Below are 19,768 nucleotides of genomic sequence, written 5' to 3' on the forward strand. Positions count from 1 at the left end.
AGAGCACCAACCGAAACGCTTCCGAGCACAGCGCCCGTCGATTTGCTCAGCATCTCGACGGTACCGGAGCTCGTGGGAATCAAGACAAAGTCATCGCCCACCGCGGCGCCCGTCCAGTAATAACCCTCGTCGGCATTGATATGCTGCCAGGAAACAGCACCGGTCAGGATATTGATGCGCGTCAGATGGCCGTTGTTGTACGTGTTCGTTCCAAAGTCGACATCAACGGTGCCGACGTAGAGATAGTTACCATCAACCGTCAGCTGAGAATTTGACTGAGCGGCTTTGCTCACGGAGTCAGTGACCCAAACCGTCGTGAGAGCGTCGGCCGTCAGAGCTTGGACCGCACCGCCGTCGAGCGGGACGATGACCAAGCCGTTCGCATAAATCGGGCGCGCGGTGTAGCCAATCGCAGTCTTAAGATTCGACTCGGCCAGAACCTTGCCCGACTCGGCGTCAATCTTTAGCAAACGCTTGTTAACAGCAAGATACACGTTGCCGTTTACGACGATAGGCTCGCTCGCATTGGGATACGCCGACCCTGAATACGCCTTCCAATCGAACGTCCAGGAGCTCGCCAGCGCACCCGTGGGAGTAGAAACATTCTCGACGGCTGCGTTGGACTTGCCGTCCCAATCGGCCTTCCAGTCAGTCGGGCGCGAAGCGCTGGGGTCAACGACAACCTCGTCGGGGTTGGGCACGGTGCCACCGGCAGCATAAGCCCAGACAATCGAGTCACCCGACTTGAGTGCATAGTCGTCATCGATCTGGCTAGCGGGAACGCCGTTGACGAAGAACGACCAGGCACCAGACAGCTTGGTACCATCAACCGGAGAGACGAGGCTATGGACACCCCAATGGCCCGGCATATCGTACATCTCGGACTCGATGCCCAAAGCATCGAAGTAGGCGGCAGTAGCGTCCTTGATCGTCGTGCCCTCAACAAACACCTGCGTCGAAGGATCGGTCCAGCGCTGTGCCTTATCGTCCTTCTTGCCGATGATCTCCATCGAGACAGAAACCTGACCAGGCATAGCACCGTCGGAACCATAGACCCAGGCAACCTCGTCGCCGGCCTTAAGCGTGTAATTACCCGCGCCGACATTGGCCTTCGCACCGTTAACGAAGAACTGCCAGTATTTCCAGGTGCTCTCGTCAACCCGTTCGGTCGAAAGCGTCACTTTCTTATTGAACGGTGACGTTAGCGAATTGAGGAACCAACCGTACGAGCCCGTGCCCGTGTCGGCGCCAATACCGGCCTGCTTAAAGACCTGCTCGGAAAGATCGGCGGCCGTTGAGCCCTCTTCGACCAGCGCGGTCGTAGGCTGAGCCCACGTTTGCTGAGCGCCCGTAGCATCCTGACCGATAACGGTGCAGCTTACCGAAAGCTGGTCGGTGGGTGCAGCGTCACCGTACTTCGAGTAGCACCAGACGACAGAGTCGCCCGCTTCGAGAGTGTAGTTGCCAGCGCCCACCGATGCAGCGACGCCGTTGATGAACAGCTGCCAATAGGCGCCCGTAGCATGGTCGTATGCAAGGGTGCGATCGGCATCGAAAGGCGACGTAATGGAATTGAGCACCCAACCCCAAGAGCCGTTGGGATCATAGTCGGCCTTGAGGCCGGCCTGCTTAAAGAGCTCCTCGGAAAGATCTGCGGCAGTCGAGCCGTTCTTGAGCGCGTACTGCGAAGCGGCAGCCCACGTCTGCTGCTTGCCCTTGGCGTCGACGCCAATAACCGAGCACGTCGCTGTGACCTCGGGGCTGTTTTGACCACTCGTGCCCACGACCGTCAACGTTGCCGAGACATCCTGGTTGGCAAGCTTGGCATACGTGGCATTGTCGGGATAGCGCTCGGCATAGCGAGCGTACTTCTCGCTCGTCAGACGCGAGGAAACGACAACCTTTGTGTTGTACTGCGGCTGCGTGACCTTGAGATTCTCTGCGGAAACAATAGAGCTGTTGCTCGACTTAAACAGACGCCAGTCCTGTCCGGACATCGCATCATAGCCAGGCAGGTCAACAGGAACAATGCCGAGGGACGTCGAATCGGTCGTTGCCTTGTCGTAGCTCCAGGCAAGGTTGCCGTCGGCATCAAGATAAGCCTTCTGGAACGCGTGCATGTCGGCCGAAACGGCATTGGCGTCCTGGCCATTCAGGATGGCGGCAGCATAGCCGGCCTTCGCCTTTTCCATAAGAGAAAGCTCGGCATTGAGCTCGCCCTGGTCCTGCGGAGAAATCGCAAAGTCGAGGATCTTGCTTGCCGTGACCTCGGCGTTGGACTTATCGGTCACCGTGAGGGTGATCTTGGTGTTTGCAGCCTTGGCTCCGGGCAGCGGCTGGTAGACCGTACCTTTGTAACCGTTGAACGTGATATCGTCGGTGCTCGCAGAGTACTCAACCTTGTAGTACTTGCCGTCGATATTGAGCGTACTCGTGCGCGGCATCTGGAGGTCATCGGTCAGACCATCCTTGTTAGCGACCGCGTCGGTGCCGGAGTACTTGATATTGTCGTAGGTAAAGGCCGCATCGACCTTCTCCTGCAGTGCCTTCTTGTCGGCGGCGACCTTCTCGGGATCGCCCTTGACGGTCACGGTGAAGTCGTGCGAGCCCTCGACATCGCTCGGGCCGCCGCTCACAAACGAAACCGTCGCGGTCAGCGTAACAGCGCGATCGCTCGAAACGCGCGTCACCTTGCCGGTGTAGTCTTCCCAGCCATAACCGGACGGCCAAATGACATCGCCGTCGGAGCTCTTCCAGCTAACCTCGAACTTGTTCTTGGAACCCGCGCGGTACGGAAGCGTGAGGTTGGACGTAACGGACTCGGCCGAATCGCCCGCAGCGTAACCGATCGCAATCTGCTCGGCGGCATCGTCGAGCATCTGCTGAACGCGAGTCTCGTCCCAAGCCACCTGAACCGTCTTGTTGGGCTGGTAATACTCGGTCTTGCCATCGCGCGACAGCTCAAACACCACATCGGCGCTGCGCAGACCGTCGATGTTGTAACCGGTGTAGTTGTTGGGGTCGATGTAGAAGAACGTCACATCACCGTTGGTCTTATCCTGGGCGTCGGAGATACCAACCGTAGCCTTGGCGTCCTCGGCATTAAAGGCAACGCCGCCCTCGGAGACCTTAACGTCAACATCGGTAAATCCCAGATCGGCAAGCTGCGCCTTCAGAACATCGTTGACGTTGCCGCCCTTGGCGCTGTAATCAACGGCGATCTGCTTATTGGCATCGTTGAGCTTTTGTACTGCGGCCTCAAGCGATCCTGCGGCGATGACGGGATTGACCGAGACGAGCTCAACCGTCGAGCTGCCGCTCGTGGCGACAGCCTTCAGATACTTGCCCGCGGCAGAAGCCGAAACCGTTGCCGTGGCCCCCGACATATCGGACAGAAGCGTCCAGTCGGCCGCAGAGGCCTTCGCGTCGTCAGCCGCATACCAGGCAACAGTCGCCTTGTCGGTGACGTCAATACCGTTGGTGGTCGAACCGTCGGCACGTTTGGCCTGCGCCGTCGCCGTAACGCTATCGCCCGAGACGAGATGGGTCGAATCGCTATTAATCTGCGGCGTAGTGGTCACGCGCAGCAGGTTGTACTCCCCCGCCGCGGTAACGCTATCGGGCGAAACCCACTCAACGGTGTTGTCGAGGGCGCTCGCCGTAACTTTGATGCGCTTGCCAACAAGTGCGTCCGAAATAGTCAGGCTGCCATCGGTCGTATCGATGCCGTCGGTAAGCTCGGTCCAGTCGGCATCGCCCTCGCCCTTGGCATACCACGCCATGGTGAGCTCGGCATCGTCGGGCACGTCCTTGGTCGAGCCCGACCAGCTCCCCGGTACTTGCACACTCGGCGTGATCTTTGAACCCACGCTCAGCGTAACGTTCTTATCGGCAAGCTCGATGCCCGCCAGCTTGTACTGGCCCTTAAGCGTCACGGGACCAAGCGGAGCAACAGACTGCGTGCTGCCGTTTGAGCTCTTCTTCTGCGTGCTGGAAACGGTATTTTCGCTCGTCACCTTCACGCGCAGATACTTGCCGGCACAAGCGGCATCAACGGTATAGGTGGCCTCGGTGGCACCGGGGATATCGGTATAGGCGGGGTCATCGCTCGAGCTGGTATTTGCATACTGCCACTGGTAGGTCGCATTATCGGTGCGGTCGATATAGCTGTACTTCGAGCCGTCCTTTTTGCGTACCTTGGTTTTGAGCGTATCGCCCACGTGCACGCCATTAGTGGCGGGAGAGCCCTCGAACTGCACGTCATAAAGCTCAACTTGGCCAGCGACGGAGACAGGACCCGCCGCATAGTACGGCTTCTGCTCGCCATAGCCGCCATTGGCCTTGGCCACGACGTAGTAGCCCTTGAGGGCGGCGGTCACCGTCAGGGTGTTGCCAGTCTCACCCTCGATAGGCGTGTTGCACGAGCTCGCGTATCTCGAGGTGCCCTTGTACCACTGCCACGAAACATGCGAATCGGTGGTAACGTCGGTGGAACCCGCCTTGGCGGTCGCCGTAATCGTGGAGCCAACCTCGACTTTGCCCGAAGTCGGACTCATAGTCACGCTTATGCCATTAATTGAACCGGCGGCAGCAACGAGAGCACCCGTCGAGTTGACTTTACTCGAAGAGCCGATCTTCGAAGACACCTTGCACTTGAGGTACTTGCCGCCCAAAGCATCGGTTAGCTCGAGGGTCTCACCCGTGGCGCCCGCGATATCGGTATACGTGCCGCCCTTGGTGTCAGAGCTCTGCCACTGATAGTTGAGCTTGCTCGCGTCGACGAATGCGCCGTACGCTCCGCCCGTCTCCTTAGCGCGAGCTTTAGCGGTATCCCCTACCGCGAAGACACTCGTGTTGTCCTTGGTGTTAACGATGGACACAGCCGAAATCTCGACCGCACCGGCCTGTTTGACCTTGCTGGAAGTGGTCTTGCTCACCGTATTTACGCCAGCTGTAGCCTCGACCTTGACGTACTTGCCCTCAAGGTCGTCGGTCAGCGTAAGCGTAGCGCCCGTCTCGCCCTCGATCTTGGTGAAGCCCAAGGACTGGGAGGTGGATGCGAACCAGGTATAGGTAACCTTGGCGTCGGCGGGGGCTTGCTGATAATAGCTTATGTACGGAGTCGCCGTAAGGGTATCGCCTATGCTCGGCGTGTCGCTACTGAGCTTGACGCTGCTAAGCTCCATCTGCCCGGCGCCCAGCACGGGGCCGGGGATGGAGTTGGGGTTAATGCCCGAGCCGTACGAAACCGAGGGGCCGTAGTAGTCCTTGCCATCCGCCGTCACCTTGCAGATGAGGTACTTGCCCACCATGGCATCGGTAACGGTGAGCGATTGCTCGTTGCCTACGACCTCGGTGTAATCGGCAACGTTGCTGCTGGCCTTGGTCGTGCCGGCAAGCCAGGCGTAAGTCCAGGTGCCGGGATTGTCGACGGAGTAGGAAGAACCGTAGAGATCATCCTCGTCCTCGTCGTACATGTTTGCCCAAAGCGTCTCGCCAGCCTTGAGCGCCCCCGACTTCGTGGAATACGAGTTGTCCTTATCCTTGGTGTCCTGGATGAAGACCTTGGCCTCGCTCGAAAGCGTCGTGGCAGAAGCGGCAGCGGCCTTCGGCTCGCCCTGCTCCGAAGCGACAAATGTCACAGAGGCGGACGCTTCGGAGTTCACTTCTTCAGCATTCGAAGAATCGCCAGAAGGCGCCTCATCGACAGGGGCGCCCGCAACGGTCGAAGCGTCGCCCGCAGCACCGGCATCACCCGCAGCACCAGCATCACCAGCAGCACCGGCATCACCAGCAGCATCGGCGCCTTGCTCATCGGACGCGTGGTCCGTTCTAACTTGGGAATCGCCTGCATCCACATCGCCCAAAACTGCATCGGAGGAAGCAGCAAGCGCTGGCTGGCCAGCAGCGGTACCCTCGGCGTTTTCGTTCGCGAAAGCCGCGCTCGGAGTAAGCGACGTCGCCATAGACACCGCGACAAGCACGGCAACCATGCGCTGCCAAAGAGCCTTTGTATATTGATGGGGGTTATTTTTGGCGACGCCGCTCGGGGGCGTGCCATCTGTCGCATCGCGACGGGTTGCGAGCGTTTCTCCGCGCGCAAAGAGTGGACCGAATCTCATCGGTACCTCGCTTCCAGGGCTCAGTGCGATGGATGAGTATTCCGACTTCGCCTCACTTGAACGGCCCACGTGCCCGCGGTTTTACTTGCAAGCCATTGCAGCATAAAACATGCGCATCATCACTATCGCATGCACGCTCTCTTACGCAACGGCCAACCCGCCCATCAGCGTATACGGTTCCTGGTAGAGCGCAGGACTCTCACCCGCATTCCCTCAAGCGTGCACGCTCTTCGCCCACGCCCGCATCGTGCCCGACGCAACCATCTTTGCCAATAACCCCTGGATTCTACCATGACTCGTATATGCATGCGCAAAAGCACCCTCGAATGTGGCATAGTTCCGCAGTATCAAATCACACTTACGCTCACGCCTTCTGTTTTCCCAGGTCAAAAAGCCGGTAGCGCGGCCACATCCAAGCCCACTACGGCACAGCGCCAGAAAAGAGCCAAACATGCCACATTCGAGCCCCTTTTTATACAAAAACCTTGACCGGTCAACGTCCGACTGGGCCCCTTAACTCCAAAGGCCCATTCCGAAGGCGCGCCATCCAATATGCTTGTCCAGAGTATCCCCTATGCTCTGCGCGCCATCCAATCCCGAGAGTATCCCCTTCTAGACAAAAAAAGCCGCCCCACAAACGTGGAGCGGCTTTCTATAAAACCATGCGAAGTTTCAACCGGGCTTGGGTTCAACCATCCCAAGCCTTCGATCAAGAACGTGCTCGGCGCGAGATTTACTCAGCGGCCTCTTCGGTCGCAGGCTTCTCAGCCTTGGGAGCAGCAGCCTTCTTCTTGGGCTGACGCGGCTCGGGAGCCTGGATGGTCTCGTCGACCTCGACCTCAAAGCCCAGGTCGTGAGCAGCAGCCTTCATGGACAGGCTGATGCGACGACGGTCGGGGTTGATGTCCATAACCTTGACCTTGACGTCCTGGCCGACCTTGACGACCTGCGCCGGGGTGTCGATGTGCTTGGCAGCCATCTCGGAGATGTGAACCAGGCCTTCGACGTTGTTGCCGAGCTCGACGAAGGCGCCGAACGGAACAACCTTGGTGACCTTGCCATCAACGATGGTGCCCACGGGGTAGCTCTCGATGAGCTTCAGCCACGGATCCTCGGTGGTCTGCTTCAGGCCGAGCGAGATGCGCTCGCGCTGCAGGTCGACGTCGAGAACCTCAACCTCAACCTCGTCGCCAACCTTGACGACCTCGGAGGGGTGGTTGACATGGTTCCAAGACAGCTCGGAGATGTGAACCAGACCGTCGATGCCGCCCAGGTCAACGAAGGCGCCGAAGTCGACAATGGAGGAAACGGTGCCCTTGAGGCGCATGCCCTTGACGAGCTTGGAGAGGATTTCGGCGCGCTCGTTCTTGCGGCCTTCCTCGAGCAGCACGCGGCGGGACAGCACGACGTTGTTGCGGTTGCGGTCCATCTCGATGACGCGAGCTTCGATTTCGGTGCCCAGGTAGGCGTCGAGATCCTTCACGCGGCGAAGGTCAACGAGGGAAGCAGGCAGGAAGCCACGCAGGCCGATGTCGAGGATGAGGCCGCCCTTGACGACTTCGATAACCTCGCCGGTGACGGTCTCGCCGGCCTTGAACTTCTCTTCGACGCTGATCCAAGCGCGCTCGTACTCAGCACGCTTCTTGGAGAGGATCAGGCGGCCGTCCTTGTCTTCCTTCTGAAGAACAAGAGCCTCGATTTCGTCGCCCAGGGCAACGATCTCGGAGGGATCGGCATCCTTGCGGATAGACAGCTCGCGAGCAGGGATAACGCCCTCGCTCTTGAAGCCGATGTCGAGCAAGCACTCGTCATGCTCGATTTTCACGACAGTGCCCTTGACCAGATCGCCTTCGTCGAACTCGGTCAGGGTGCCATCGATCATCGCGTTCATCTCGTCGTCGGAGATGTCCTCGAAATCGATGACATTCGTGTTCTTGATTTCGGTCAAAACGGACCCCTTTCAAGTACAGGGACCCTTCGTCATGGTGGTTGAACTCAACATGTCTCGGGGGCCTACAGATACAAACCCGCTCGGTTTTCCGAACGGGACCTGGCACCTTTCGGCGCACAAGCTCGGTTAGTTTACCATAACGCGCACGTTTTCGAGACCGACTATTTTGCGCATATGCGCAGCTTCACAAGGTTTTTGCAAACCGCGTCGGTAAGCGGTCGCAGCCCTCCGCCGCAGCGGTCGATCGCAATTTTCGGCTCAATCGTTCAGCCGAAGCATTTGCTTCCAGCGTCCGGCGCAGCTTCCAGCTTCAACGTCGATCGAAGCGACCGGTCGCAGCTTTCGATTTCAGCGTTCCGCCGAAGCGTTTAGTTCCGACTGCTGCACAACGCGCAATCACCACCGCGGATCGCAACCTTCAGCCGCCGCCTCCCGTCGAGGCGCTTTCCGCACCGTTTGCTTGCGGCGTTTTCAGTCCAGTAAGCCTACTTGGCTTTGGCGGGCGCGTCGAATACGCCAGCGCAATGCGGGCAACGTGTGGCGCCTTCCTTGACTTCCTCCAAGCAATACGGGCACACGGGCGCAGCCTTGGAGGCTTCTTCTTCCTTGCCCGTAAGCTTGTTACCCAAATCCTGAGCCTTGTTCACCGCTTTCACGAGCAGGAACACAACGAAAGCAACGATGAGGAAATTGATGCAGGCGCTGATGAACGCACCGAAGTCGATGTCGGTGCCGGGAACAACGAGGCCCGAAATGGTGTCGGCGCCGCCGCCTGCGATAACCGAGATGAGCGGGTTGATGATGCTCGTGGTGAGCGCGGTAACGATGGACGTGAATGCGCCGCCGATGATGACCGCAACGGCCAAATCCATCACGTTGCCGCGGTTGATGAACTCCTTGAATTCGCTGAAGAGCTTCTTCATGGTGCTTCCTTCCATTCTTTGCCTGCGGGCACATTGTAAACGCAGCGGGACAGAAAAAGAGGAAGGCCTCGCCATAGGCGAAGCCTTCCTGCGCATGATATGTTTTACCTGATTTGCGGCATTATTTCACAACGAGCACAGGCACCTTGGTTGCGCCGAGCAGCTTGTGGCTCACGCTGCCCAGATACTGCTTCATGCCAGAAAGCCCGCGCGACCCGATAACCACCATGTCGTAGCCATTCTTTTCGATAAGCTTGGCGATTTCCGATGCGACGTCGGTTCCCAAAACAAGCAGCGTGTCAACGCCGTTTTGCTGATGCCTGCCTTCGAACTGATTCAAAGCGTCGGCGAGCACCTCTTCGGCGTCGGATTTCATAAGATCCAAAATCGCGGCGAAGCTCGAAGCCTGATCATCGGAAAGCATGGGAATGGAGACCACGTTCACGATGTCGAGATGAATGCGGGCGTCGGGCGCGATGAGGTCGGCGGCGGTGTCGATTGCGCGCTTCGAGGTCTCAGAGCCGTCATAGGCGACGAGAATGTTCTTCATGGCAAAAACCTCCTTCTTATGTGCGCTGGCGACAATCCCCTGCCAACGCTCGTCTCAAGTATAGCGCTGCACGCCCGCAAATACGCCTGCTGGCGAAACGTTATTCGACCGTTGCCAAAGATGCCGTCGCAGGCTCGAAAACCTGTTAAACGCTACGAGCATTTAACAGGTCGGCGGCCTCGCTTACTCCGCGAGCTTCGCGCGCAGGATACGCAGTGCGTTGCCACGATGGCTGATGGCGTTTTTCTCGTCTTGGGAAACCTCAGCGAGCGAGCGTTCAAAACCAAACTCCTCGGGCATGAACATGGGGTCGTAGCCAAAGCCCTCGCTGCCGCGCAGCTCGTGCCCAATGCGGCCTTCGACCGTGCCCTCGACCGTCGTTTCGTCTCCCGCCTCGTTGATGAATGCGAGCGCACACACGAAGCGCCCCGTGCGCTGCTCGTCGGGCACACCCTCAAGTTCGGCGAGTACCTTGGCGTTGTTCGCGGCATCGTCGCCATGCGTGCCCGCATAGCGCGCCGAGTACACGCCCGGCCTGCCATCGAGGGCATCGACCACGAGCCCCGAATCGTCTGCGAGCGCGGCCATGCCCGTGGCCTCGTGGGCGGCGCGAGCCTTGATGAGCGCATTGCCGACGAACGTATCGGCGTCTTCCTCGGGCTCGGGATACGACTCAACCTGCGACAGAGTCAGAAACTCCCAGCCCGGAAAGTCGAGCGCGGTTTCGATTTCTTCAACCTTGTGCTTATTGTTGGTTGCAATGACGACTTTCATTTCTCTTCTACTCCATTCCGCGAACAAAAACGCGTGCGCCACAAATCCCGCATGCGGCCGCTTTCCTGCTATTCGATGCCAAGCACATCTTTCTGGGCGGCCAGCAGCACCTTGATGCCCTCTTCAGCCACATCCAAGAACTCGTTCAAACGGTCGCGCGAGAAGCTCACCTGCTCGCCGGTGCCCTGAATCTCGACAATCTCGCCCTTCGCGTTCATCACGACGTTCATGTCGATTTCGGCGTTCGAATCTTCCTCGTAATCGAGGTCGAGCATGAGGCGGCCTTCAACCAAACCAACGCTGATGGCGGCAACCTGGCCAAACAAGGGGTTCGTCTTAATGCGGCCTGCGGTCTTCCACATCTCGAACGCATCATAGGCCGCGACCCACGCGCCCGTGATGGCGGCCGTGCGCGTGCCGCCATCGGCCTGCAGCACGTCGCAGTCGATGGTCATGGTCACCTCGCCGCCCATGGAGTTCAAGTCGCACACATTGCGCAGGCTGCGACCAATGAGGCGCTCGATTTCCATGCTGCGACCATTGCGGCCGTTCGTCTCGCGGCGCGTGCGCTTGTTGCCCGCAGCGGGAAGCATGGCGTATTCGGCCGTGAGCCAGCCTTTGCCCGAGCCTTTGCGCCAGGCTGGCGCACGGTCTTCGATGGTCGCGGTGCACAGCACACGCGTGTCGCCGAATTCGGCAAGGCAGCTGCCGTTGGCGTTCTTCATAATGCCGCGCGTAAGCTTCACGTCGCGCATCGCGCGATCGTCGCGATCGTTTGCCCTGTTAGCAAGCATGGTTTCCTCCTATCAAGCGGGCAAGCCCGCATACATACAGAAAAGGCCGACGCAATGTCGGCCTTCAGATTATAAGCGAGAAAGATCGATATGGGTCGGGCGCTCGATGGGTTCGCTGAACACGCGAGACCCAAACGACTGGAATTCATCCAAATTCGGCGCGGAGGTGAAGAACTCATGCTTAGCGATATTGCCCTCATGCGCAAGCTCGCCGCGCATGCTCAACGTCTCGCGCACCTCTTTCGCCATTTCCTCGGCGGAAGAGACGAGCAGCACATTATGGCCGATAACGCCGCCGATAAGCGCTTTGAGCATGGGGTAATGCGTGCAACCAAGCACGAGCGTGTCGATTTTGCAGCGGCGCAGCGGCTCTAAGTAGTCGCGAGCAATCTCTTGGAACGCGGGGCGAATGTAGACTTTGCTCGCAAGGCTCGTGAGGTCTTCGATGGGGCCCCTCGACATGCGAATTCCCTGCTCGACGATGTCGACGAACTTCGGCGTGGCCGTGGAAAACACCGTAATGCCCGCATCGATATTGCGAATAGCCTGCGGATAGCAGCCCGATTCAACCGTGCCTTTCGTGGCGATAACGCCCACACGGCGGTTTTTCGTCGCACGCGCGGCGGCGCGAGCACCAGGAATAACAGCGCCGATCACGGGAATGCTGAAACGCTGCTGCGCGTGCTCAAGACCAGCGGCGGTCGCGGTATTGCACGCGATGACGAGCAGCTTCACGTCACGGCCGACGAGCCATGCGCAAATTTGCTGCACGAAGCCGTCGACCTCATCTTGGCTGCGAGGACCATAGGGGCATCGCGCCGTATCGCCGAAATATACGATGGATTCCTCGGGCAGCTCCTTGGCGATTTCGCGCGCCACCGTAAGGCCGCCAAAACCGGAATCGAAGATGCCGATGGGGGCGTCATTAAACGGCCTGTTTGATAGTACTCTGTCAGAAGAAACGGTCATGCGTCCTCTTTTTAATCAATGCCCAGCTTATGTACCCCGGGCTGAATAACGTCGCTCGTTACCAAGCAATTGCCATTTCCATAATAAAGCCTATCGCATGAACTGCAAAACGCGCATTGGCACGCACATGGATAACGGCGTCCAAAACGTGCGGCAAAACGGTGACTAAGCGGGCGCATGTCGCCTTAAAAGTACGAGAGCGCACGTCAGAAGCCCATTTTACCCAACACTCAAAACGCCCAACCCTTACGGGCATCCACAAAAAACGCCGCTCAAAAGAACGGCGTTGATTGATTCTGGTGGAGGCGCGGAGAATCGAACTCCGGTCCATACTACGTTCTTGCTCAGGCTCTACAAGCTTATTCCGCGATCGAATTTCGGAAGATGTCGGTTCGCGAACCAACGTCGATCTTCCTAGCCCGTTCTTTCTTTTCCAAAGCCATACAGACTACGTGCTTTGAAGCAGTCCCCTGAAATGACGTCGCGCTCGAGTCGGGGACAACCCGAGGTTGACGTGCCAGGTGCTATTAAGCAGCCATGGCGAGCGCAGGAGCGCTCTGATAAGATTTTTTGCCAATTAACTTGACTTTACCCCTGTTTAACGTGGCGAGGAGACCACGACCTGCTCCTCAGTTCAAACGTACCATGTCGAAACCAGTCGCCCCCAAATGCGTGCCGCGCGGGCACCGAGGGTGCTGTCCACCATGCGATATGCTTTTGTCAAGCACCATGCCAGGTTGCCCCAGCGGAAAACCTATTGTAACGAGGCGGCGGCCAATGTCAAATGCCGACACGCTCCTGAAACCTTATTTCAACAGTTCCTTGAGGTTCATGCCGCCCGTGATGTCGTCGAGGGCCTCTTTCAAATCGCGCGCGGCGAGCGCGGTCTCGCGCGCAAGCTCGACGCCGCCCTTGGCCGCATTCTTCACGTCGCCCTGCGTAACGCCCTTGAAAAGGACTTTGTCGTCTTCGTCTTCCTCTTCAGCCGGGCACCAGTCGTAGTGCTCGCAGTTATCGCAGTCGCCATCGCAGCCGTCTTCGTAATACGCCTCGGCGGCAGCCTTCGCGGCACGCTCCTCGTCAGTGAGCTCGACGTCGTTTTCCTCTTCGGCCTCGACCTCGGCGGCCCCATCGGCTTCTTCGGTTTCGGCAGCCTCGTCGGTCTCCGCGCTTTCGGCGGCCTTTTCGGCAGCTTCAGCAGACGCAGCCTTCGCGTCTTCGGCGGGAGCTTCATCTTCGAACACGCCGTCGAAATCATCGGGGCACCAGTCGTAGTACTCGCACGTCTCGCACTCGCCGTCGCAGCTGGTTTTGTAGTATTCCTTCCACTTTTCGGTCATGAGCGCATTGTATTTCTCCTGCAGCTCATCGTATTCGGCGTCGGAATGCTGCGGCACTGCCGGCTCGGCCGCCTTGCCGTCTTTGCCCTTCTTGGACTTCTCGTCTTCGGGCATGACGATTTGCCTTGCGGCGTTTTTCGCCACGCGACCGCCCAAGCGAGTTGCTTTCCTGAAAATACCCATGTATGAACCCCCTGTTCAAGCCCCGCAGGGCACCTTGCCAATTAACGAGAACGCATCTTCAGCGCGCGAGCGATTTCGCGCTTGGAGTCGCGTTCCGCCATCGCCTGGCGCTTATCGTGCAGCTTCTTGCCTCGAGCGAGCGCGATTTCAAGCTTCACCAAGCCATTTGTCGAGAAGTAAATCCCAATGGGGACAATCGCCAGGCCCGCCTCGCGCGTTTTCTGCTCTAAATAGCGAATTTGCTTGCGATGAAGCAGCAGCTTACGCTTGCGGTCGGGGTCGGGATTGTTCAAATTGCCATGCGAATACGGCGAGATGTGCAGCCCATTGAGCCACGCCTCGCCCTTGCGAATGAGCACAAAGCAGTCGGTAAGCTGGCAGTTGTTCTCGCGCAGCGAGCACACCTCGGTACCCGTGAGCGCGATGCCCGCCTCAAACGTTTCAATTATTTCGTAATCGTGGAAAGCCTTGCGGTTTTTCGCGATTTGCTTCTTTTCGCGCGCCACGCGCCACCTCTCATTCGTGCTTCGCGCCGCCGAAAAACGCGGCAGCTCGCGCCATTATACCGTTCGATGCGTTCATGGAGTGTCATGCAGATTAAGGAAACAGCCCCTACCCCTGCAACAACTCGTACAAATCGTCGGCATCGAGCGATGCGAGCGAGACCCCGCCCGCGCCCACAACTTGGTCGGCGAGTTCGCTTTTCGTTTGCTGCAGACGCACGATGCGCTCCTCGATCGTGTTTTTCGCCACGACCTTCTCGACGCTCACCACGCGCGTTTGCCCAATGCGATGAGCGCGGTCGGTTGCCTGGCTTTGCGCCGCGGCGTTCCACCACGGGTCGGCATGGATCACGACCGACGCGCCCGTAAGATTCAAACCCGTGCCGCCCGCCTTCAGCGATACGAGGAACGCCGGCGTGTCGTCTTCATTGAACGCATCGACGAGCCGCACGCGTTCCTTCTTCGGCGTAGCGCCCGTGATGGAATAATGCGCGATGCCCGCCTTACGCAGCCGCTCGGCAATGAGCTCAAGGAAACTCGTGAATTGCGAGAACACGAGCGTCTTTTCCCCGCCCTCCACGGCAGACGAAACCAAATCGACGATCGCATCGAGTTTGGCGGAAGGCCCGCGGTAGTCCTCGTACACCAAACGCGGGTCGCAGCACAGCTGGCGCAGGCGCGTGATTTCGGCGAGCACCTCGACGGTTGACACAGGCTTTCCCGCGGCGCGGGCCGCTTCTCGTTCTTTGCGGAACATGCGCTGCGCGGTAAGCTCTTCGCGAAGGCGCTGCTCGTGCGCGTCGTAGAGCCTCCTCTGCTCGACATCCATGTTCGCATACACCACCGATTCGAGCTTATCGGGCAAATCGGTGAGCACGTCGGCCTTCAAGCGGCGCAGCATGAAGGGAGCGACGATTGCCTGCAGCCGGCGAGCCACCGCATCGTCGCCGCCCACGATGGGAGACTCGAAACGCTCGCGGAAGCGCGCATAGGGCCCCAGCAGCCCAGGCATGAGGAAGTCGAAAATGCTCCACAGCTCCGAAAGGCGGTTTTCCATAGGCGTGCCCGTGAGGGCGAACCTGTGGTCGGCCTTGAGGCTTTTCACCGCGCGCGTCGTGAGCGCCGCGGGGTTTTTGATGTATTGCGCCTCGTCGAGCGCGCATATGAAGAGGCGTCGGCTCGACCAATCATCGATATCGATGCGAAGCAGGTCATACGAGGTGACCAGCACGTCAACGCGTCGATGGCCGCCGAACGCCTCGAGGCGCGCAGCTCGGCGCTCTTGCGCGCCACCGGCCACGGCAACCACGGAAAGCTCGGGCGCGAACCGTTCGAATTCGGCCGTCCAGTTGTACACAAGCGACGCTGGACACACGATAAGGCTCGGGGCCGGTTGCCGTTCGACATGGCGGGCCAAAAGAAGGGAAATGAGCTGCAGCGACTTGCCCAAACCCATCTCATCGGCCAAAACGCCCCCGAAATCGGCATCGCAGCGCGCCGAAAGCCAGCGGAAGCCCGACTCCTGATAGGGCCTGAGCACCCCCGCAAGCGTTGGCGGCACAGCATAATCGGCCTCGTTCACGGCCTTGAAGTGGTCGATGTATTCCTGGAAGCTTCGGTCGCGCTCAAGGTTCGCTTCCTCGTTCAAATAGAACGCGCGGTATGCTGGCAAAAGCGCCTGCCCGCTCGTAAGCTCGCGCGCCGTAAGACCCAAATCGCCCGCAAGGCGATCGAGCTGAGAGAGGTCGGCTTCCTTCAGATCGATGAATGCGCCCGAACGCAGGCGGTGGTAGCGCTTGCGGCGTCGATAGCTCGAAAGCAGCGCCGAAAGCTCCGACGCCGGCAAATCGCCCGCATCGACCACAAGGTTGATCAGGTTGCCCGAGAGCGACACGCCCATGGTGACGCGCGGCTTCACATCGCGAATGAGGCGGTCGAACGCGGGCGTGGTGAACACCGAGCCCGCTTCGCGGAATTCCACAAGCCCGCCGAAAAGCAGCGCGCCCACGGCGTCTCCATCGGAAAGCGCGAGCGATGCGCCCGCGCCGAAATAGCGTGCGGCAAGAGAGCGAGCCTTCGCCTCGCGTTTCACATCGCGCACGGGAAGCACAACTCCCTCAGGTTCGGGCCGATCGGTGAGCTCACCCACCAAATCGTAACGAATCGCGCCATACACGGCTTGGGCGCGCATGGTCACGCTCGTTTTGTCTTTGTCGAAAAAGAACTCGAGCGAGCAGGTGACGGGGCGGTATTTGTCGATATCGGAAGGAAGGTCGACGCGCAAACGCTTCTCAATCGCAGGCAACGCCGTCGCGCAGAAAAGCGGCATGTCGCGCTCGGCCACAAAGGGGCGGTTTTCCTCGCTTCCGTAGACGCCGCGCAGAAAATCGGCGCACTTCATGAAGTCGTTCGAGCATCGATAGAATTCGCTGCCGCCGAGCCACACGAAAAGCTTCGAGCCGCGGCCCGCAAGCCAAATGCGGCTGCCGCGCTCAACGGTAAAGCCGCCCCTCGACGAGGGCCGCACCGCAAGCGCGATTTCGGGGTCGGCGTCGACCACGCGCACGCGCGCCACGCTCGGCGCAATGCCATCGGCGCCTTTGATGGAAAACGTCTCGCCCGCCAGAACCGAAAGCACATCGACCATATCGCTTTCGGAAAGGGACATGGTGCGGCCAATGCTCGGGGCCGCATATCGCCACGAGGAAAGCGGCGCCGTGCGGCGCTGAGCATCGACAATGCCCGCGACGAGCTGGACTATCGCGCGACCGCGCTCCGTGAAACGCGAGGGCACGTGGGTGAATGCGAGCTTCTTTCCATACTCGAAAAACGTGCCCTCGTCGAGGCGGCGGCAAAAATCTGAGATGTTCTTCACGATGTACGTCGCATCGTCGGTCGCCACGCGCAACCCCATGGACCATTCGCCGTATTCCACGGTGAAATCGCACAGCAAATCGACGCTTCCATCGGGCGTGTCGTCACGCTCGAGGCGTTCGGCGCGCTCCATGAACGCGGCAATGCAGTCGGAAGATACGGCAGAACGGTCGCGGCGAAAGCCCGCATAGCTATCGGAACGGGCCACATAGTCGAGCGCGAGCGCCACGGCATGCTTGCACATGCCGTCGTACTGAAACGCCGCCGGACACGTGCAGGAATAATCTTCGACGAAATCGGCGCCCTCATTGAGCTCGACCATAACGCGGTAGCCTTCGGTTGAACTCGTCTGGGAAGCCACGACCGCGTTGACGATGGTCAACTCGCCATCGTAGCGCACGCGGCGATCGTATACCGAGCGCCCGCCTGCGGCGATTGAGCGCCCACGGTGCAAAACGCGCGGCGCGCACATATGAGAAAGCGATTCCTCAGAAAGCACGATGGCCCCTTCCCTACGATATTGCGAACCTTGAGTATACCGCGCCGTCGTGAAGAGAAAAGGCGCGCCAGAAACAGCGCATTACTTTCGGGCGACGAGCCTGGGGCCAATGCGGCGCACGAGGTCGAAGTCGGCGCGGCGGGCATAGGGATACACCGACGAAATGCGCACGCGCACCTTCGTTCCCAAGCGATAAACCACGCCCGAATCGGAACCGAACAGCACGCGCCGCGCCGCGTCGAGCACGAAGTACTCCCCGGTATCGCGCAGCGAAACGAAGCCTTCGCACGTATCGGCCAGACGCACGAAGAAGCCTTGGGCCATAACGCCCGAAATCATGCCATCGACCTCATCGCCAATGCGCTGTTCGAGCAGCTCGAACAGCTTAAGCTCCTGCGATTCGCGCGCGGCCTCTTCGGCGGTGCGTTCTGCCGTCGAAGCGTGGTCGGCAATGCGCGCCAGGGCCGATTCCAAACCCGAGGTCTCACCCGTGCGGCCGAAAAGCGCCACCTTCAGCATGCGATGCACCATAAGGTCGGGGTACCGGCGAATGGGGCTCGTAAAATGAGTATACGCGGTGCTCGCAAGCCCGAAGTGCCCCTCGCACGAATCAACGTACACCGCGCGCTTCATGGCGCGCACCACGAGCGACGACACGAGGAATTCCTCGCTGCGCCCACGCGCGAAGATGAGCACCTGCTGGATGGCAAACGGATCGCCTGCCTTGAAATTCGCAAGCGACACATGCCTGTCGTAGCCAAATTCTTGAAGAATTGGCACAAGCTCGGCCAAATCGCCCGATGACGGCGGCTCATGCACGCGGAAAATCGACGGGATTCCCGCATCGCGCAGGAATCGGGCAACCGCTTCGTTGGCGGCGATCATGGCCTCTTCGACAAGCGCCGTCGCGTCGGTTTTCCGGCGAATGGCCACGCTGACGGGCGCGCCTTCATCGTTCAGGCGAACCTTAGCCTCTTCGCTCTCGAAATCCATGCCCCCGCGACGTACGCGATTGGCATGGAGCGCCTGAGCGATTTCGTGCAAAACGCCAATCGATTGCGCAATGTCTTCGGAGAAGGCGCCAGCCATAGGCCGCAGGGCCGCAACCGCCGCCTGCGAATCGCCCGCCCGCAAAGCGTCAAGGGAAACCTGCACGGCGCCATACGTAAGCCGCGCTTTCGACTTGATGACCGACGGCGTTATGCGCACGTCTCGAACAAAGCCCTTTTCATCGATGAGCATCTCGACGCTCATCGCGCGACGCTCTTCGTGAGGCCGCAGCGAGCACACATCGTTCGAAAGCGCTTCGGGAAGCATGGGCAACACGCGATCGACCAAATACACGCTCGTCGCGCGTTCACGAGCCTCGAGGTCGACCTGGGAATTCCAGGGAACGTAGTGCGAAACATCGGCAATATGCACGCCCAGGATGAAGAAACGCGCGCCCGCAGTCGAAGAGGCATCGTCCAGCGCGCATGCAAATCCCGGCTCAAGGCGGTCCCCTTTGGCGACAAGCGCCTTATGGGCGCAACGAAGCGTTGCGGGGGCATCGAGCCAAACGCACGCCGCGCTTACGGCATCGTCGAAATCTTTCGCATCGTCAGGGTCGACCGTGAACGCGAGCTCGCTTCTCAAATCGACATAGCGTCCGCTGTTGAAGGCGGCATCGGCATCGACTGCAGCACCTTCCACTTCGGCAAGCGACGTTGCCGAAAACGCGGTTGCCAGTTTATGGCGAGCAATAATGAGCTCGACATCGGCCCCGGGCTGGCCTTCATGCCCAAGCACTTCCTCTACCACGCCCTGCGCGGGCTCTCGCCGCGACGGGAACGAGATCATGCGCACGCGCACGATGTCGCCATCTTTCACATGGGGAGCATCGCTGCGCAAAGTGAAGATGTCATGCTTGATGCGCGGGTCTTCGGGAACAACGACCCCAAAGGGTTCGGCGATTTCATATCGCCCGACAACCGTTTCATGCGCGCGGCCGACCACGCGAACCACACGCCCGCGAAGCCTGTCGTCAAAGCCGTCATCGCGCTCGCCATCGTGAATGCGAGCGACTTCCACCACATCGCCATCAAAGGCGTCAGCCGTTTTTGAGGCGGGAATAAAAAACTCCCCTTCGGAAGTCTGCACAAAGCCGTATCCAGCGCCCGACATTTTCAGAACGCCTTGCGGCAAAATGCGCGGGGTACGGCGGGCAGAGCTTTTTCTTGTACGTGAACGAGACATAGCATCCCTTCATAAGTCAAATGGAATATGAGCAGAAGAAACAGCTGCGAA

The 19,768-nt window shown here is 59.4% G+C and carries 11 protein-coding genes and 1 other RNA gene; all 12 read right to left on the reverse strand.

Going from position 1 to position 19,768, the window contains the following annotated elements; all coding sequences use genetic code 11:
- On the reverse strand, positions 1-6,122 hold a 6,122-nt coding region (locus tag ACWI8T_RS03300; RefSeq protein ID WP_449137927.1), incomplete at its 3' end, for a DUF4430 domain-containing protein.
- A gap of 733 nt (positions 6,123-6,855) precedes the next feature.
- Entirely contained in the window at positions 6,856-8,070 is a 1,215-nt protein-coding gene (gene rpsA, locus ACWI8T_RS03305; RefSeq protein WP_114616003.1) for a 30S ribosomal protein S1, read from the reverse strand.
- Positions 8,071-8,558: 488 nt separating this feature from the next.
- The gene (gene mscL / locus ACWI8T_RS03310; RefSeq protein ID WP_449137928.1) at positions 8,559-8,996 is read right to left on the reverse strand and encodes a large conductance mechanosensitive channel protein MscL; all 438 of its coding nucleotides are present in this window, start codon (positions 8,994-8,996) and stop codon (positions 8,559-8,561) included.
- A gap of 121 nt (positions 8,997-9,117) precedes the next feature.
- Positions 9,118-9,546 (reverse strand): universal stress protein, encoded by a 429-nt coding sequence (locus ACWI8T_RS03315; protein ID WP_281668024.1) that lies wholly within the window; start codon positions 9,544-9,546, stop codon positions 9,118-9,120.
- 183 nt (positions 9,547-9,729) lie between these two features.
- Positions 9,730-10,320, reverse strand: coding sequence for an RdgB/HAM1 family non-canonical purine NTP pyrophosphatase (rdgB, locus tag ACWI8T_RS03320; RefSeq protein ID WP_281668023.1), 591 nt, complete (start codon positions 10,318-10,320; stop codon positions 9,730-9,732).
- Between the two features lie 68 nt (positions 10,321-10,388).
- Positions 10,389-11,114 (reverse strand): ribonuclease PH, encoded by a 726-nt coding sequence (gene rph, locus ACWI8T_RS03325; protein WP_287537740.1) that lies wholly within the window; start codon positions 11,112-11,114, stop codon positions 10,389-10,391.
- A gap of 69 nt (positions 11,115-11,183) precedes the next feature.
- Entirely contained in the window at positions 11,184-12,083 is a 900-nt protein-coding gene (gene murI / locus ACWI8T_RS03330; RefSeq protein ID WP_449137929.1) for a glutamate racemase, read from the reverse strand.
- Between the two features lie 297 nt (positions 12,084-12,380).
- Positions 12,381-12,749, reverse strand: a transfer-messenger RNA (tmRNA) gene (ssrA, locus tag ACWI8T_RS03335).
- A gap of 140 nt (positions 12,750-12,889) precedes the next feature.
- The gene (locus ACWI8T_RS03340) at positions 12,890-13,606 is read right to left on the reverse strand and encodes a hypothetical protein (protein WP_449137930.1); all 717 of its coding nucleotides are present in this window, start codon (positions 13,604-13,606) and stop codon (positions 12,890-12,892) included.
- A gap of 41 nt (positions 13,607-13,647) precedes the next feature.
- Complete coding sequence (gene smpB / locus ACWI8T_RS03345; RefSeq protein WP_114615995.1) at positions 13,648-14,112, reverse strand: SsrA-binding protein SmpB; 465 nt, start codon at positions 14,110-14,112, stop codon at positions 13,648-13,650.
- A gap of 106 nt (positions 14,113-14,218) precedes the next feature.
- Positions 14,219-17,482 carry a DEAD/DEAH box helicase gene (locus ACWI8T_RS03350; RefSeq protein ID WP_449137931.1) on the reverse strand — a complete coding sequence of 1,088 codons (3,264 nt, stop codon included), beginning with the start codon at positions 17,480-17,482 and terminating at the stop codon, positions 14,219-14,221.
- Between the two features lie 81 nt (positions 17,483-17,563).
- Positions 17,564-19,717: a ribonuclease R family protein gene (locus ACWI8T_RS03355; protein WP_449137932.1), complete on the reverse strand. Its 2,154-nt coding sequence runs from the start codon at positions 19,715-19,717 to the stop codon at positions 17,564-17,566.
- Between the last annotated feature and the right edge of the window lie 51 nt (positions 19,718-19,768).

It is taken from the genome of Slackia sp. (assembly GCF_977041755.1).